The following is a 16577-nucleotide window of genomic DNA, read 5'->3' as shown; positions in this document are numbered from 1 at the left end:
CTTCGTAGGAGCCCGATTTATCGGGCGATGGGTTGGTTCAATCTCTATGGTCGCGGATGATTAGCAGCATCATGCTGGCGATCAGCCCAAGAAACAGGGTAACGATGGCGAATACGCTGGCGTTATATAGCCGCTTAGGTGCGGCGGGGTACTCGGGGTATAGCGGACTCTGTAGCACACTCACCTGTTTGAGCTTACGTGCGGCTTCTAATCGGGTATTTTCCAGTGCGGCAACGGCGCTGGAGTAAGTTTCTTGGGCAAATTGAGCTTTGAGCTCTAGGGTCTCGTACTGAGATGAGATGCGGTTGAGCGATTCTCCAGTGGCCTGAGCCAGGCGATCACGCTGTTTTTCAATCTGCTCACGAAGAGCTTCAATTTCAGCTTGTGCGCGACGCATGTCAGAGGACTGCACGCTTTGATAACTGGAAAGCGCCTTGCGCTGGGCCTGCACTCGGGCCAGCTCACCTTCCAGGGTGGCAACAACTTGGTTGATGCTTGCTACCGTGCTGGCGGGTGATACCAGACCCTGCTCATTCTGGAAGTCCAACAATTTAATACGGGCATCTTCTAACCGCTCTTCCAGTCGGCCTAACTGGTTTTCTAGAAAAGCCACTTGCTCTTCGGCTAACCGTTGCCCCATGTCATTCATGTGCCTTTCACCGGCTTTCAGCAACAGTTGCACCAGCTCAGTCGCAAACTCAGGCGTATAGGCCTGCACCTCAATGTTGAGCACTCCAGCGTACTCGTCCATTTCGATGCTTACACGACGCTTGTAGTAACTGTGCAGCTTTTCAATCGGGGTATTGGCATTCCACAGTCGCGAGAATATATCGCCATGCTCACTGTATTGGGCTCGAAAATCGAGTTGCTCCTGTGCCTCGATTAGCATATCAACTGAAAGCAGGTACTCTCGCAGCAGCAACAGGTCTTTGTCGCCACTGGCACCGGTTAAAATCGCTGAAAAATTAATATTAGGCTGGGCGATCTGTGGGCTTTCCAATACCACGCTTGCGCGCGAAACGTAGCGATCGTCTGCCCAGAAAGACCAGTAAAAGCTGACCAGCACAATGGCCACAATAACAAGCGCCCAATGGGGCTGGGATTTAATAAATTGTTTCATGAATGTTGTGAGCGCTTTGCTGGTGAATGGGGGTGATTCAATCGCCCGATACATCGAGCTCCTACACTTCGACTGCTGCGCTGCTTGAGCCTTGTGGAAGCTGGATTCATCCGGCGATGGGACTTCTACAAAACGGCGTCGCTTTCAATCGCCCGATACATCGGGCTGCTACAACAGGGTGCCGTGTCAGGATGGCGGCTTCATGGCCTCGACACGCTGACGAGCCTGGTGAAGCCGCTTGCGGGCAGTTTTGAACGCATTGGCGTGCTTTTCCTGCTCCTGTGAGGGCAACTCATCAGCTTTGGCCTGCTCAAAGGCAGTCTTGGCTTTGTCGAACTCAGCACGACGTTGCTTACGCTGCTGCTGTGCCTGGGCCAGGGTCTGTGGCTCAGGAGCTGTCTTTTTTTCTTGGGGCTTAGTGCCTGACGCCTTGACCACGGCTGGCTTGCTGTCTGTCGCCTTCACTGCGCTAGTTTCTTCATGATAAGCGGCGATGGCGTCGTTGATATCGTCATACCAAGTGGCACTGCCATCTTTCAGATAAACGCCGGCCTGGCATAGGTCTTTGAGAATGCCTTCGCTGTGGCTGACCATGATCAGGCTGGACTTGCCGACTTTATCTTTGAACGCTTTGGTGGCTTTGGCCCTGAAAGCCCGATCGCCTACTGCCGTGGCTTCGTCTGATAAGTACACATCGAAGTCGAACGCCAATGACAGACCAAAATTGAGACGCGCGCGCATACCGCTGGAGTAGGTCTTGATCGGCTCGTCAAACGAGTCACCCAGTTCGGCAAACTCCTGTACGAAACGGATCACCTCAGTGACGTTGTAATCTCCGCCCTGTACTCGTGCGACGAACTTGACGTTCTGACGGCCTGTCATGCTCCCCTGGAAGCCACCGGCCAAGCCGATGGGCCAAGAAACCCGACAATTGCGCTGAATTGTGCCTCGGTCAGGGGTGTCCATCCCGGCAATTAAGCGTAGTAGAGTGGACTTACCCGCGCCATTTCGACCCAGCAGGCCCACGCTCACGCCCTTGGGGAAACTAAGGTTAATGTCTTCCAACACCCAGTCGTACACCTTGCGCTGGCGGTGGTAGCGCTTATAAAGACCGGATACTTCAATCATTGGGCTTTCAGTGATTCTTTAAAGCGAACGTGCATAATCAGCCCCAGTGAGATAGTGATCAGTGTAAATAACCAAAAATAGCCTGCGCTGGTGCCATGTATCATCTGATAGCCCTCAAAGAAACTACCACGCAATAGCTCCAGGCCATGAATAATCGGGTTATACATTAAGTACTCAAGCACCCAGTGCGGCAGCTGGTTAAGCGGGAAGATCACCCCAGAAAGAATCAACAGCGGCATATTCAGCATACGGATAATAGTGGCCACTTCAGGCACTAAGGTACCGGCTACAGAGGTAATCAGCCCCAACCCCATGCCAAGACACCACAGCGACAGCCACCAGAACATGGCTCTGATGGCACTATCAGGAAACATATTAGTGCCGAGTAACAGTGCCCCCACGATAAATATCATGAAAACAAACGTGCGTAACAACCCTTCCAAGGCATTACGCACCAACACCGGGTCAACCGGCTGCACTTGGCGGTAAGCAAACAGCGCGCTGTTTGATGAGACGGCGCCAAGCCCACGCATCATCCCCTCACGGACCAAAAAGAACCCCATCAGGCCAGTAATCATCCAGGGGATGAACTCCGCATTAACGATGAGATTCCCACCGCGAATAAAACCGCGTATTCCGACCATGATCGCGGTGAACGCCAGTGGCTCGAATATCATCCAGAACCAGCCCATGCGGTCAGCCATGGTGCGTGAAATGGCTTCGCGCATAAACATGGCATACCAGACACTACGGGTGACCTGCCAGGGTGTACGACCGCTGGTATGTGTTTGTTTTGGCATATTTAACTGGTTTGAACTCGATAACGCATGATTTGAATGCTTGATTCAATCGCCGGATGAACCCGGCTCCTACAACCCCACTCCCCCACCGCACTAACCACCGGCACCTTGTGGGAGCCCGAGTTATCGGGCGATGGGCTTCTTTGGCGTGGGTGGCTAATTCAATCGCCGGATGAATCCAGCTCCTACAGCCCAGCTCCCCCACCGCACTAACCACCGGCACCTTGTGGGAGCCCGATTTATCGGGCGATGGGTTTCTTTGGCGTGGGTGGCTAATTCAATCGCCGGATGAATCCGGCCCCTACAAAGCCACGCCTTCCATCGCCGGATTAAATCCAGCTCCTACCGTTAGATTACAGATCGATGGCGACTTTGGTGGCCACGGCGATTTGATAAAGGATCTGGGTCAGGCTGGTAGCAAGTTGCAGGTTTTTGGTCGGCACTCTGGGCATAACGAGTATTTCGTCACCCGGCCCCATGGGAATGCTGTCGGCGTCGCGGACGGCGCCGTTTTGGCGAACCACCAGAATATGACCTTTATCGGCTCGGTCGGTAAAGCCACCGGCACCTTCGATATAGTCCTCGGCACTCATGCCTGGGCGGTAGACCACGGCCTGAGGCACAACCACTTCACCACTCACCAAAATAGAATCACTAATTTCCGGCACGGTGATAATGTCGCCATCCTGCAACCGAATATCGCTGATACTGCCATCGTAGGAAACCACCAAACGGCCGCTGGGTTTGAGGCCTTGAGCGCGCTTAACAAAGTCCTGGATAAGCTGAGCTTCCTGAACGCGGATCTGCGCTTCTTCACTGGTTGACGATGACGCGCCCAGGTAAGTGGTTTCTAGCCGACGCAGACTGTCCTTGAGCGACTGCTCCTGCTGTTTGGCCACGCTTTCACGCTTGATCGAAATACTATTGACAGCAGTCATGTCCTGAGGGACAGCCACGGCATCGAGCAACTCGCCCAGGCGTGCATCACGTGGCAGCGCGTAGCGGGAGGGGCCAAAAAAGCTGCCTTCCAGCTGCACAACAATAGTCTCCTCACGCTGGTCGGCACTGAACAGCACTTCGTCACCGCTCTTCACTATCTGGCTGCCGAATTCATTGAGCGTGAAATAGTCAGCAAACAGGCCATCGCTGCGCATTCCCCGCAGCAACACATGCGAGACACCACTGTCCAGGCGGGCCAGGCGCATCACTTCTGCGCCATCTAACCTAGTGCCAGTCAGCTCATAGCTGTATTCGCGTTTGACATCACCAATCACCGCAATCGATGGCCCACGCTCTTCCACAACGATGGTATCGCCGTCACGAAATGCTGGTCGCGGGATAGTGCCATCAAGCAGGAAGTCGTAGAGGTCAACATGCGCAACCGTCTGATTACCGCGCTTTACTCGGATGTCACGAAAGCTACCAAGCTCAAAATCAACACCACCGGCTTGGTCGAGGAAGAACAATAGCGAATCGCTGGGCGTTCCTGCGTAGCGCCCAGGACTATTGACGAAACCAGTGACAAATACCCCCACCGGCTGAACGCCCTGCAGGTTGGTATAAACCTCAACATCATCAGGGTATACCTGCCGAATTGCCGCACGCACCTGACCGTCGAGCTGCGAACTATTCAAGCCCTGTACCGGTAGCGGGCCAATGGAAGGAATGAAAATATTCCCCTGGGCATCAACTGATGAGATTTGGTCGAACTCAACCGCTCCCCAGGCACGCAGAGTAACGCGGTCACCAGGTTTGATGGTGTAACCAGGGTTAAGGCCATCAGACAGCGTGCCGCGAAACCCTCCCTCAAACAGGTTGGCACCAAATGGCGGCAACTGACTGGCCTGAGCCGCCAGCTGGTCTTGAGACGCTAACCCATAACGGGCGTTGTTCCAGTTAGCGCGTGGTGACTCTTCAACCGACTGAGACGTCGGCTGAGCCGCTCCACTACGCTGTTGGGAATTCTCTACTACCTCACTCGGTAAACTAACCGATTGTGCGTTAGCACATAGAGGTAGAACACCCAGTCCAAGTGCAATAGCTAATCCAGCCGAGGCAGCAAGGCGTGACAGCCCAGAAGAAGCGCTAGATAACATATGTGACATTAGAAGCGACTCCCTTGAGGTTGCGCTGAAGTGACCTGACGCCGAGTTGCCCATTGGCCATCCACCATTTTACACGCTATTGCGGCCCGCTCTCCGCCATTGCCTTGTATTGTCAGCTCCCGGCATACGCGCCCACTGGCAGCGAAGTAGGGCTGGCCTGGATACACATTAACACCAGGCCCCCAAGGACTTTTTGCCAGCTGCACCGCTTCACCACGATTCGACTCGTTAAGGAAGCTACTCAGGCTAACGCCTACCGGCGTACCTTGATCATCGCCAGCAATAACCGAGCCAGACGCATTGTTGTGCTGGGTATTCATTTGCGCACAGCCGCTCAGTGCTGTTACCAGCACCAACGCCAGTAGCCGCATAATGGCGGAGCTTGGCGAGTTAACCAAAACCTTGAGCATGGAGCTTCCTTTATATTCGAATAATGTTATTCGGCATTGAGCGCTGAGCAGCTACTAAATCCTATATTTCAGGCACGCTACCGCCCAGGGATTGCATCCGGGCGATTCCCATACCCTACTTGGTGGAGCACATAAACGCGCGGCTCGCGACCCCTAGTTCTTTTCAGGGCAACATTCTACGGCCGATTAACCCGCAGGCCAACTCGATCAGGGACAAAAGTAAACAATAATCACTAACTTGCGCCCCAAGCTGTGCGATTCAGAGACTGACGGCCTCCTTATTGAAAAGTCATCCCAAGCGCGGGAGTATAAATTTTCATGTGCCCAATATTTGGAAACACCGTTTTATAATGCTAGAATATCAAATTGTCGCAGGTAAAGCGTCCTCAAGGCTCTGTTAGGGTCAACAAAATAGAGAGCAACTACCTGCTTAATCAATCAGCACCTGTCGGCGAAGTTTTGCCTATCTGGTGGTTATAAAACTCTTTTTTCGAGGAAATACCATGCGCAAATTCCCCTTGATACTGACTGCAGCCGCTGTTGCACTTGCTAGCCAATCAGCAATGGCCTACAAGGCCGGCGATATCTATGCTCGTGCTGCTTTCGAAAAAACCAACGTCAAAACCGATAATATTTCTGACGAAAACGGTGCCTACTTGGCTGGTGGCTACCTGTTTCATGACAACATCGGCGTTGAACTGGGCCTGGGCCAAAGCGTCAAGCACGACCACTTCGGCTTAGCGGGTAACGACCTAGGCACAATGAAGACGATGCCGGTTAACCTGCTGGTTAACTACTACCCGTTAGGCGGCCTTGACAACGCGCCGGTACAGCCGTTCGTTGGTCTTGGCCTCAACTACACGCGCTTCTCTAGCTTCAACGAGAAAGACCCGAGCCGTTACAGCCTGCGCGCTAAAGACAGCTACGGTGTGGTCGGCCAAGTGGGGGTTGACCTCAAGCTGTACGAGAACCTGAGCGCGACCGGTTATGCTCGCTGGGCTGATGTAAGCGCCGAAGTAGAAAACCATGGCAATGACATTGGCAAGCTCAGATTAGATCCGCTGAGCATCGGTGCGGGCCTGACTTACCGCTTCTGATTGCCAGCTTCACTTTCGATACATCTGCTGTTTTTGTCTGTTTTGCCCCGCTCTCGCTAAAGGAGCGGGGTTTTTCTTTTCAAACGCCCCCAGACTAGCGTCAATCAAGCGCCAATATAGCGAGCCAGGCATGACTTGAATTTCCTCCCCTCTGCCCGCATTTGATCAACAAACCCATTGCGATCAAAGGCCTTTTACCCCATGGCAATTATTGACCCCCGCACCGGCCAGCCGATTGCCGATGCAACGCCTCAGCCAAGCGCACCCGCATCACCATCAGCTACCCAAAACCCAGAACAGGCGCCTGACCCTGTGGTTGAAGCCAATGCAGGCAACATCCAGCAATTACTGGAGATGTCGATGCAGGTGCCCGTGGTGCTTGACTGCTGGGCACCCTGGTGTGAGCCGTGTAAAAACCTGATGCCAGTCATGGAAAAACTGGCCCGCGAATACAACGGGGCCTTTATTCTGGCCAAGCTCAATATCGACGAAAACCAGGAAATTGCCGACCAGCTGGGCGTGAGGTCTGTGCCAGACATCAAGCTAATCAGCCAAGGCGGGCTGGTTGACCAGTTCCAAGGCGCGTTGCCTGAAAAGCAAATCCGCGAGTGGCTAAGCAAGTACTTCCCCGCCCCAGCCGAAGCACCACTAAGCCCTGAGGAACAAGCCGCCGCTGCCTTTGAAGCAGGCGATACCGCTACGGCGCTGACAATGTATCAAGAGCTGGTGTCGCAGTGGCCCGAACATACCGACTACCAGATAGAAATGGCCCGCGTACTGGCAGTCAGCGGCCAAGCCGACGACGCTTTGGCAATGCTCGACAACCTGCCTCCAGAGGTGCGCGACGACGCCCCTGCGCGTGGCGTTCGCGCCAGCATTGAGTTTGCCGACGAAGCCCTACCCGCCGAAGAAATCGCCGCATTGGGTGAACGTGATGACAGCGAAGCCTGTTATCAACGGGCGATGCGCCGCGTCGCCGACGGCCAGTACGAAGAAGGCCTTGAAGCACTGCTAACACTGATGAAAAAAGATCGTGCGTATGAAGACGATATTGCACGCAAGACACTACTGCGCGTATTTGACGCCCTGGGCGCAGACCACCCACTAACCGTCAGCTACCGCCGTAAACTGTTTGCACTGCTGTATTGATATAGTTTTCGCAGCCTGAAAGCCGCTCTGAGGGAGCTCGATTCACCGTGGGAACCCGATGTATCGGGCGATTCCAACCAGCCCACCAGAATCACCCATCGCCCGATAAATCGGGCTCCTACAACACCCAACCCTAGATCAGCGGCTATTGCTTTACTGTAGGAGCTGGATTCATCCAGCGACGCAGGCCAACGGCCTGCTGGGGTCGCTCTGAAACGGTGGCTTCACCAATCGCCCGATAAATCGGGCTCCTACAACACCCAACCCTAGATCAGCGGCTATTGCTTTACTGTAGGAGCTGGATTCATCCAGCGACGCAGGCCAACGGCCTGCCGAAGGTGGGCATTGACACAGTAGCGTCCCATCGCCCGATAAACCGGGCTCCTACAACCCCCCAACCCTAGATCAGCGGCTATTGCTTTACTGTAGGAGCTGGATTCATCCAGCGACGCAGGCCAACGGCCTGCCGAAGGTGGGCATTGACACAGTAGCGTCCCATCGCCCGATAAACCGGGCTCCTACAACCCCCCAACCCTAGATCAGCGGCTATTGCTTTACTGTAGGAGCTGGATTCACCGTGGGAACCCGATAAATCGGGCTCCTACCTCATCAGGCAAGCACGCTGTCCATGCGTTTTAGGGCGGCTTCGAGTTGGCTAGGGGTGGTACCGAAGTTCAGCCTCACAAAGCCTGGCCAGCCGAAGTCTGCACCGTCTGAGAGGGCGACGCCTGCGTGTTCCAAGAGCTGTTGCTGAGGCGAGCGTATGCCCTGCATGACGGGCGATTCGCGCAGGTCGAGCCAGGCCAGGTAGGTAGACTCGGGAGCCGCCATGCCAACACCTGGCCAACGCGCAACACGATCGACAAGGCTCGCGCGATTGGCACGCAGGGTCACTAACAATTCCTGACGCCAGTCTTCGCCGTGACGGTAAGCGGCTTCCGCCGACACTAAGCCCAGCACATTACCGTCAGGCTGCAGCCCCTTAACCGCTGCAGCAAAACGCTGACGCAGGTTTGGGTCCGAAATAACGGCACAGGCCGCCGTCAGCCCAGCCACATTAAACGTTTTGGATGGCGCCCATAAGGTGATCGTGCGCGCAGCCAGCTCAGGAAAGAGCGCGGCCCATGGACGATGAGATTCACCTTCGTTCAGCATCAAGTCGGCATGCAGCTCATCAGAGACCACAATTAGCTCGTGGCGACGCACCAACTCAGCCAGCCCTGCTAACTCATCATGACTCCATACTCGCCCAGTGGGGTTATGCGGATGGCACCACAGTAACAGCCGGGTACGCGGCGTGATCGCGGCTTCCAGCGCCTCAAGATCCAGACGCCAATACTCATCGCCTTGCTGTGGCGGGCGCAATTCGGCCCGCTGAGCCAGGCGTCCAGTGCGCTCGGCCACTTGCAGGAACGGTGGGTAAATTGGTGTTACGGTAAGTACGCCGTCGCCTGGTTCAGTCAGCGCTAGGCTGGCTAAGTGCAGCGCTGGCACAACACCAGGCAACCACAGCTGCCATTCCGGCTGAATCGGCCAGCCATAGTGGGTTTCACTCCAAGCACACAGCGCCTCACGCAGCGAGGCGTTAACCTGACCATAACCAAACACACCATGGGCAACTCGCGCCTGAAGCGCTTCGATAACTGCAGGGGGCGAGGCAAAGTCCATGTCTGCAATCCACAGCGGCAGTACATCATCGTCATAACGCTGCCACTTGAACGACGACCATTCATTTTCCGGGTGGCGACGCTCAATAGGCGTGGCAAAATCATAACGCATCGTGTTGTATTCCTTGTTCTTAACAAACGGTTCTTAACAAACGGTTCTTAACAAACGGTTCTTGAAAAACGGTTCTTGAAAAACGGTGCTTGAAAAATCAATTCTTAAAAATCTGCCCGTGAGAAGCGATCAAAAAACAACCAAAGGCAATTGACTCATGACGGACATTACATGACTAACACCATGCCGCAGAACGGCTTCTATGCCAAGGTCCGCCGTGGCCTACCTGCCATCCTCTCTCGCTGGCTAGAGCAGGGGCGTGGCGATGCTGACCAGCTCGCGCTGATTCTTGCTGAAACGGCTAGAGTTGCGGGCCTCGGCCATCCCGAGTTCACGCCTGACGGGGCGACGTTGACACGCTGGAGCCAAGGCAGTGAAGACGTGCCGCTCTGGGCGGCAAAAACGGCCGTATTTCTGCTGATTCAAATGCCCGCACGGCCTCAGCCCGACAACAACGATGAAGCCTGTGGCTGGGCTTACTGCTGGCTGCGTAATCGTCACCACGCCAACCTCCATGAGGCGCTGCAAGCATTACCCGAGCACCTGCGTCAGCAGCCGACGCTACGAGCAGCCATGGCTGATGCCTGGCAGGACCACCAAGGCCTGCGCCTAATATAATCGTCGTAACAATAACTAAGGAGTTAAGCATGGAGGTTACGCTAGGCATGCAGTTGGCTAAGCTGGCTGTTTCCATTGGCATGGTGCTGGGGCTTGCCATGGTTGCTGAGCGGCTGAGTGCTCGCATGGCTGGGCTGCTGGCAGGCTATCCGCTGGGTACCGCGCTGGCACTGTTTTTTATTGGCCTGGAAATCTCACCTACCTACGCCGCGGAAAGCGCCGTGCATACACTGGCCGGCTTCACAGCCACGCTGGCACTGTGTGGAGGCTATTTACTGGGCGCTCGACGCGATGACTTACTCGGCGTATTCGGCGGCACAGCGGCAGGTCTGCTGGCTTGGCTGACAGTTAACCTGGCGCTGACGCAAATTTCATTCACACGTATGAGCGGCACGTTAACAACGCTGATAGCTATTATAGTTTTTACCTACCTTTACCGCCGCTTACCCGACATAAAAACCCGCTCCCGTGGGAGCTTTTCCTGGCTCGCCACAGCCCTGCGCGCCGGCCTTGCCGCCACCACTATTTTGGTAATTACTGGCCTGGCTCATATCGTGCCACCGGCCTGGGCGGGAGTCATGGCGGCATTTCCCTTCACCATGTTCCCACTACTACTGATTGTGCATCTAACCCATGGCCGCGCCCCCGTGGTAACAATCATCAAACACTTTCCTGCCGGGCTCGGCGCCTTGCTGAGTTATACCCTGTGCGTCTCGCTAACGTATCCTTCGCTGGGCCTGGCTCTAGGCACGTTAAGCGGCTTTGCCGTTGCAACGCTTTGGCTGCTGGGATGGATGCGTATTCAGCAATGGTGGCAAGCCCGGTCTGCTGCACTTTGATCATGCGTTACGCCATCCACCACACCATCCAACACACCCTCCACAACATCACCCGCTTGACCAAGGGCTTGGTTTGGGCAATGTTGGAGCCTGATACGCTAAAGCGATCACATCATTTAGCGACACGCATTACGATACCCTCAACTCAACACTCTGCCCTCAAGGAAACGCCATGTTTGTTCGCACGATAGAGCCAGCCTTTTACGACACCGATGCGCTGGGTCACATCAATAACACTCGCCTACCTGCCTGGTTCGAGCTGGCCCGCAACGACCTGTTCAAACTGTTTACGCCAGACCTGGACCCGAAAAAATGGCAACTGATGTTAGCGCGCATCGATGTGGAGTATCGCGCTGAGATGTTTTACGGCCACGACATTGAAATTCGCACCTACCTCTCTCGGCTAGGCAACAGTTCTTTTACCGTGACCCAAGAGGCGCACCAAAACGGCGTAATGGCGGGCTTTGGCAATGCCATCATGATCTATTACGATCATCAGGAGAAATGCTCGATACCCATTGACGGTGAGCTGCGTGACGCCTTAACCGCGCATTTACGCGACGAGCCATCCGCCTGATGACTCCCGCCATTAAAGCGCTTGAAAAAGCGCGTATCACGTTTGAGATTCGCCAGTACACTCATGACGGCAACAGCGAAAGCTACGGCGAAGAAGCCGCAAAAGCACTCGGACTTTCACCAGCGCAGGTATTCAAAACACTGCTGACCAAGCTCGATGACAGCAAGCTGGCCGTGGCGATTATCCCAGTATCAGGGCAACTTGATCTTAAAGCACTAGCGCGTGTGGCGGGCGCGCGCAAAGCCGCCATGGCCAACCCCGATGAGGCTCAGCGCGCCACCGGCTATGTATTGGGCGGCATTAGCCCACTGGGGCAAAAAAAGCGCTTGCCGACGTTCATTGATACCAGCGCCGAGACCCTGAGCGCCATACACGTCAGTGCCGGACGACGGGGCCTGGAAGTCAGCGTAAGCCCTGTCGACCTGGCCAGTCTGTTGAACGCACGTTTTGCGGAACTGTCAAGAACGTAAGGCACACACATAGGAGCGTGACACATGACGGCTGATTTTTGTTTTGACATCTGGCTCGACCCTGAAAACACGCCGCTACACCAAGCAGTCGAGGAAGACCTGGAGCGCTTTTTCATCGCCTGTTTCGCTGACTTCCCGCATATCCGCTTGTTTGGTGCCGACCCCTACGACTATGATGCCCCGTTCAATCGCCTCTACTTGGCGCTGATGTCGCGCGGTAAAGCCTACTGCACTCAACACTGGCAGTATGCGGCTACGCCTAGCCAGCTACACCGCTGCTTTTTCAGCGCCGTGGGCCATTCCAACAAGTTCCTGCGAGACCCCGACGATGGTGATCCGACCCGACACAATGCCTAACGAGCACCAGCTCACTCTTATTGCCCAGCAGCTAGGTCGTCCACCACGCGGCATCGAGGCATTGGCCGCTACCGACGGTGAAGGCACACCCCTGGTATTACGCATGGCCCCCATCGTCGATGGCAAGCCATTTCCTACACTTTACTGGCTAAGCTCTGATGTACTGAAAGTGGTCATTTCACGCATCGAAGCCAGCGGCGTGATCAAAGAACTAGAAGAACGCCTACACAACGATAGCGACTTTCTGGCCGCCTACCACCGCAGCCACGACGACTATGTCGCAACGCGCTGGCGCTATATGACTGAAGTCCAACGCGCCGACGTCGAACGTCTCGGGTATACTAAGTTGTTGAACACCCGTGGCATCGGCGGCATCACCAACCGCGATCAAGTGCGCTGCCTGCATACCCAGTATGCACACCACCTGTGCGGTAACAACGTCATCGGCCAGTGGCTTGATGAACACTATGGCGTAGCCGACTGCTTGCCCTGAATACTGGCTGCCCCTCCCCTGGGCGACACCAAGGAACAACTCTCATGTATCTAGACATTTCGGTTATCGCAAGCATTGTACTGGTTGCCCTGATGGTGGGCGGAACGGTTTTTGGCACCATTTTTGTGCGTGGCGCCATGAAACGCGATGCCAAGAACAGCGACCGCTAACCCAGCACCTGCGTATCCATCAGGGGCGCCGATTGGCGCCCCTGATGCTTATTAAGATATTAAAAACGAAGGCATACAGCGTTTTCGCGGAGTCCCGTTGCATCGGGCGGTTCCAGCCAGCTACACCAGAGTCATCCATCGCCAGATAAACCGGACTCCTACCGTTTTATTAAAAAAAAGACATATCATTTTTAAACCGTAACAGGAGAACATCATGGCTGCTATCTGTGTCTATCTGGGCTCACGCCCAGGCAACTCGCCTGCCTATCAACAAGCGGCTGTTCGGCTTGGCGAGCTAATCGGCCAGCGCGGGCACAGCCTGGTGTACGGTGGAGCACGTGTGGGGCTAATGGGCGAGCTAGCCAACAGCGTAATGGCTCATGGCGGCCAAGTGGTTGGCGTCATGCCCGATCACCTGGTTGAACGCGAGCAAGCTCACCTGGAACTCAATGAACTGATTCGTGTCAGCAACATGCACGAGCGCAAAGCCTGCATGGCCGACCTGAGCGATGCCTTCATTGCTTTGCCGGGTGGCATCGGCACCTTGGAAGAGCTATTTGAAACCTGGACGTGGCGTTACCTCGAACTACACCACAAGCCGCTGGGGTTACTGAATACCGAACGCTTCTACCAGCCACTAATGACGTTTCTTGATAGTACCGTCAACGCTGGCTTCTTGGCCTCTGAGACTCGCGCTCAACTACTTGATGCAGCAACACCCGAAGCCATGATCGAGCAAATCGAAGCCCGCTTAACCCACGGCTGATTTCTGCCGGCACTTTTCGCACTAGGAGAACATAGGAATGCATGCCATCACCCACCAGCAAGGCACCATGCAATGGGCTGAGGTCGCTGATCTAGCTTCACCAGGCGCTAACGAAGTAACACTACGAGTGGCTTGGGCCGGTGTTAATCGTGCCGACATTGCTCAACTGGCGGGTAAATATCCGCCCCCGCCTGGTGTTTCTGAGACACTAGGACTTGAAGTCAGTGGCACAGTGACCCAGGTTGGCACCAACGTCCAGAACGTTGAGGTTGGCCAACAGGTTTGTGCACTGCTTGCCGGTGGCGGCTATGCCGAGCAAGTGGTGGTTGATGCACGTCAGTTGCTCCCGGTACCTGACGGACTCAGCCTGCGCGACGCTGCAGCGCTTCCCGAAGTATTCGCCACCGCTTGGCTGAACCTGTACATGGAAGCCGCCATGCAACGCGGCGAACGAGCACTGATTCATGCCGGCGCCAGTGGCGTGGGCAGCGCAGCCATTCAGCTATGCCGCGCCTTCGGCAACCCCTGCTTTGTTACCGTCGGCAGCCAGCAAAAGCGCGACGCGTGTGAAGCGCTGGGGGCCGATGCCAGCTGGAATCGCCACGATGGTGACTTTATTGATGCAGTAAAAGACTGGGGCGGTGCTGACGTCATTCTCGATCCCGTAGGCGCCAGCTATCTTTCCGCTAACCAACGCGTACTGAACCCTGATGGCCGTCTAGTAGTCATCGCCATGCTAGGCGGCAATCGCGCCGAATTAGACTACGGTCGCCTGCTGATGAAACGCCAACGACTGATCGGCTCAACACTGCGGGCACGCCCACCAGAGCAGAAAGGGCATATTCTCACGCAGCTACAGGAAAAAGTGTGGCCAAAGCTGGCTCAAGGTGAAATTAAGCCGTTGATCCATAACAGCTGGCCTATCACCCAAGCCGCTGAAGCACATGACTACCTGAAAACCGACGCCAACATAGGAAAGTTACTGCTGGCGGTTAGTGGGGAGGAGTAAGGTTTCCCCTTAACAATGGCCGACCAGAGTCATTTAAAACGATTTAAAACGACAGCGCCCTTGCCGCTCTGGGGCGCAAAAACTCACGGTGGATGTGTTTAAAGGTAGGTGTGTCGCAGCGCTTCAGCCATTCGTAAGCCACCATATCCGCACTGACGACGCATCCACCGGCACGCTCCAGCCGTCGCCCTGCCAGGGCCGCCTCTTCTGCACGTCGACTCACAGACGCCTCGGCCAGCAGGTACACATCGTAACCCGCCGCAAGCAGCCCAAGGCCGGTCTGGAGCACACAAATGTGCGCCTCAGTCCCACACAACACAATCTGGCGACGTCCTGTGGCCTCCAGCGCTTGGGCAAACTCTTGCTCCTGGTGGGCATCAAAGTGGCATTTGGTCCATATCTGATGCGTGCCTAAGGCTTCCAGCAAACGTGGCTCGCTGCCTCCCAAGCCTTTGGGGTTTTGCTCAGTCACCCACACGGGCACTTGCAATGCGTCGGCCACACCACCAAGCCATATTGCCTCATTAACGGCTTGCTCCCCACCGTCGATAACAGGCAGTAAACCGGCCTGTAAATCAACAATCAATAAGACGCTTTTATCGGGACTCAATAACATGGTAGTGCTCCTCTCGCTCAGCGGCTTAAGGCACAGAGGCAATTAATACACAGGACTCAATCGGCTTTTTTCATCTGTGTTTGCATGTAGTTTTCAATGCCGACTTTGTCGATCAGCCCAAGCTCGGTCTCAAGGTGGTCGATATGTTCTTCTTCGTCAGCCAGAATATTACGGAAGAGATCACGGCTAACATAGTCACGCACTTCTTCACAGTGACTAATGGCGTCTAGCAGGTCAGCGCGTGCCTTATGCTCCAGCTTGAGATCGCACTCAAGCATCTCGCGAACGTTTTCGCCAATCATCAGCTTGCCGTAGTCCTGCAGGTTAGGCAGCCCTTCCAAGAAAAGAATACGCTCGATCAACGTATCAGCGTGCTGCATCTCTTCGATGGATTCTTTGTACTCCCACGCGCCTAACGCAGCCAAGCCCCAGTCTTGATACATTTTGGCATGCAGGTAGTACTGATTGATGGCAACCAGCTCATTGCCCAGTACCGTATTAAGAAACTGAATTACCTTGGAATCGCCTTTCATGGCTACACCCCACTTGACGGATTAAAGAGGTTTAGCGGCCACCATAGCACGAACACGACCACTGCTGTCATAACAAAAGTTTAGACAACAGGCCGCCAAAAATTGAAATAGGAATTAGAGGATTGGTAAAAAACACGGGTATGAATAAGCGTGCTGGCGATTGTCGCAGTACCTAGAAGCGACACCCTGAAGTTAGACTGCGTAGGCAAGACCCTCACGGTCCAGGGTTAGTTGCTCACTTACCGCCTCGCGTACCATCTGCTTGCCCATGCAGGCACACTTACCACACTGAGTGCCACAGCCGGTTTCACGCTGCACATCTCGCCAGCTACGCGCGCCCTGTTCGACACTGCGTACAATGGCGTGATCACTGACACCTTTGCAAAGACACACGTACATGACATTTCCCCTCGCGACTCACGAGGATAAATGTAAATGATTCGCAGACGTTATCGCAAGTGCTATTTTTCCCTAAGCGCAAAAGCTCACCCCAGCACCATCGTCATCGCCGGATAAATCCGGCTCCTACAACGCCCCACTG

At 54.9% G+C, this 16577-nt stretch carries 20 protein-coding genes; 11 read left to right on the top strand and 9 right to left on the bottom strand.

The genetic code is table 11. The annotated features are described in order from the left end of the window. Positions 1-37: 37 nt before the first annotated feature. The 5 genes from H616_RS0112110 to H616_RS15275 all read right to left on the bottom strand — a co-directional run bounded on the left by H616_RS0112110 (position 38) and on the right by H616_RS15275 (position 5563). On the bottom strand, positions 38-1120 hold the full coding sequence (locus H616_RS0112110; protein ID WP_027967604.1) for a KpsE/RkpR family capsule polysaccharide export protein: 1083 nt from the start codon (positions 1118-1120) through the stop codon (positions 38-40). 186 nt (positions 1121-1306) lie between these two features. Then, positions 1307-2248, bottom strand: coding sequence for an ABC transporter ATP-binding protein (locus H616_RS0112105; RefSeq protein ID WP_027967603.1), 942 nt, complete (start codon positions 2246-2248; stop codon positions 1307-1309). Then, on the bottom strand, positions 2245-3048 hold the full coding sequence (locus H616_RS0112100) for an ABC transporter permease (protein ID WP_027967602.1): 804 nt from the start codon (positions 3046-3048) through the stop codon (positions 2245-2247). Before H616_RS0112100 ends, H616_RS0112105 begins: the two co-directional genes overlap by 4 nt. A 353-nt stretch (positions 3049-3401) precedes the next feature. Beyond that, on the bottom strand, positions 3402-5153 hold the full coding sequence (locus H616_RS0112095) for a polysaccharide biosynthesis/export family protein (RefSeq protein ID WP_027967601.1): 1752 nt from the start codon (positions 5151-5153) through the stop codon (positions 3402-3404). After that, positions 5153-5563: a DVU3141 family protein gene (locus tag H616_RS15275; protein WP_051234277.1), complete on the bottom strand. Its 411-nt coding sequence runs from the start codon at positions 5561-5563 to the stop codon at positions 5153-5155. The genes H616_RS0112095 and H616_RS15275 overlap by 1 nt, the downstream gene beginning before the upstream one ends. Positions 5564-6066: 503 nt before the next feature. Between H616_RS15275 and H616_RS0112085 the strand changes: the two genes are divergently transcribed. Together H616_RS0112085 and H616_RS0112080 are read left to right on the top strand one after the other, a co-directional pair. Next, complete coding sequence (locus H616_RS0112085) at positions 6067-6660, top strand: OmpW/AlkL family protein (RefSeq protein WP_027967600.1); 594 nt, start codon at positions 6067-6069, stop codon at positions 6658-6660. 201 nt (positions 6661-6861) lie between these two features. Beyond that, on the top strand, positions 6862-7809 hold the full coding sequence (locus H616_RS0112080) for a tetratricopeptide repeat protein (RefSeq protein ID WP_027967599.1): 948 nt from the start codon (positions 6862-6864) through the stop codon (positions 7807-7809). A 609-nt stretch (positions 7810-8418) separates the two neighbouring features. Here the strand turns inward: H616_RS0112080 and H616_RS0112075 are convergent. Next, the gene (locus H616_RS0112075; protein ID WP_027967598.1) at positions 8419-9588 is read right to left on the bottom strand and encodes a MalY/PatB family protein; all 1170 of its coding nucleotides are present in this window, start codon (positions 9586-9588) and stop codon (positions 8419-8421) included. 183 nt (positions 9589-9771) lie between these two features. Here H616_RS0112075 and H616_RS0112070 point away from each other — a divergent pair, with 183 nt between their 5' ends. The 9 genes from H616_RS0112070 (at position 9772) to H616_RS0112030 (ending at position 14887) form a co-directional block, all read left to right on the top strand. After that, entirely contained in the window at positions 9772-10206 is a 435-nt protein-coding gene (locus H616_RS0112070) for a hypothetical protein (protein ID WP_027967597.1), read from the top strand. A 29-nt stretch (positions 10207-10235) separates the two neighbouring features. Beyond that, complete coding sequence (locus H616_RS0112065) at positions 10236-11045, top strand: hypothetical protein (protein ID WP_027967596.1); 810 nt, start codon at positions 10236-10238, stop codon at positions 11043-11045. Positions 11046-11217: 172 nt separating this feature from the next. Then, positions 11218-11622: an acyl-CoA thioesterase gene (locus H616_RS0112060; protein ID WP_027967595.1), complete on the top strand. Its 405-nt coding sequence runs from the start codon at positions 11218-11220 to the stop codon at positions 11620-11622. Then, entirely contained in the window at positions 11622-12092 is a 471-nt protein-coding gene (ybaK, locus tag H616_RS0112055) for a Cys-tRNA(Pro) deacylase (RefSeq protein WP_027967594.1), read from the top strand. Before H616_RS0112060 ends, ybaK begins: the two co-directional genes overlap by 1 nt. Before the next feature lie 24 nt (positions 12093-12116). Next, on the top strand, positions 12117-12449 hold the full coding sequence (locus tag H616_RS0112050) for a hypothetical protein (protein WP_027967593.1): 333 nt from the start codon (positions 12117-12119) through the stop codon (positions 12447-12449). Beyond that, positions 12421-12942 carry a DUF501 domain-containing protein gene (locus tag H616_RS0112045; protein ID WP_027967592.1) on the top strand — a complete coding sequence of 174 codons (522 nt, stop codon included), beginning with the start codon at positions 12421-12423 and terminating at the stop codon, positions 12940-12942. The genes H616_RS0112050 and H616_RS0112045 overlap by 29 nt, the downstream gene beginning before the upstream one ends. A gap of 44 nt (positions 12943-12986) precedes the next feature. Next, on the top strand, positions 12987-13112 hold the full coding sequence (locus tag H616_RS15770) for a hypothetical protein (protein ID WP_276195506.1): 126 nt from the start codon (positions 12987-12989) through the stop codon (positions 13110-13112). Positions 13113-13326: 214 nt separating this feature from the next. Further along, positions 13327-13878 (top strand): LOG family protein, encoded by a 552-nt coding sequence (locus tag H616_RS0112035; protein WP_027967591.1) that lies wholly within the window; start codon positions 13327-13329, stop codon positions 13876-13878. 37 nt (positions 13879-13915) lie between these two features. Beyond that, positions 13916-14887, top strand: a complete 972-nt coding sequence (locus H616_RS0112030; RefSeq protein WP_027967590.1) for an NAD(P)H-quinone oxidoreductase — start codon at positions 13916-13918, stop codon at positions 14885-14887. Positions 14888-14930: 43 nt separating this feature from the next. On the opposite strand, the gene H616_RS0112025 is transcribed toward H616_RS0112030, so the two are convergent. From H616_RS0112025 to H616_RS0112015, 3 genes are all read right to left on the bottom strand, one after another. Further along, positions 14931-15503 carry an isochorismatase family protein gene (locus H616_RS0112025; RefSeq protein ID WP_027967589.1) on the bottom strand — a complete coding sequence of 191 codons (573 nt, stop codon included), beginning with the start codon at positions 15501-15503 and terminating at the stop codon, positions 14931-14933. Between the two features lie 56 nt (positions 15504-15559). After that, positions 15560-16036: a bacterioferritin gene (gene bfr, locus H616_RS0112020; RefSeq protein ID WP_027967588.1), complete on the bottom strand. Its 477-nt coding sequence runs from the start codon at positions 16034-16036 to the stop codon at positions 15560-15562. Between the two features lie 192 nt (positions 16037-16228). Next, positions 16229-16435 carry a (2Fe-2S)-binding protein gene (locus tag H616_RS0112015; RefSeq protein WP_027967587.1) on the bottom strand — a complete coding sequence of 69 codons (207 nt, stop codon included), beginning with the start codon at positions 16433-16435 and terminating at the stop codon, positions 16229-16231. Between the last annotated feature and the right edge of the window lie 142 nt (positions 16436-16577).

The organism is Halomonas halocynthiae DSM 14573, from assembly GCF_000425725.1.
Classification (GTDB): Bacteria; Pseudomonadota; Gammaproteobacteria; order Pseudomonadales; family Halomonadaceae; genus Halomonas; species Halomonas halocynthiae.
Note: the sequence above shows the minus strand (reverse complement) of the source record. Positions and strands in the feature narration are given on the sequence as shown.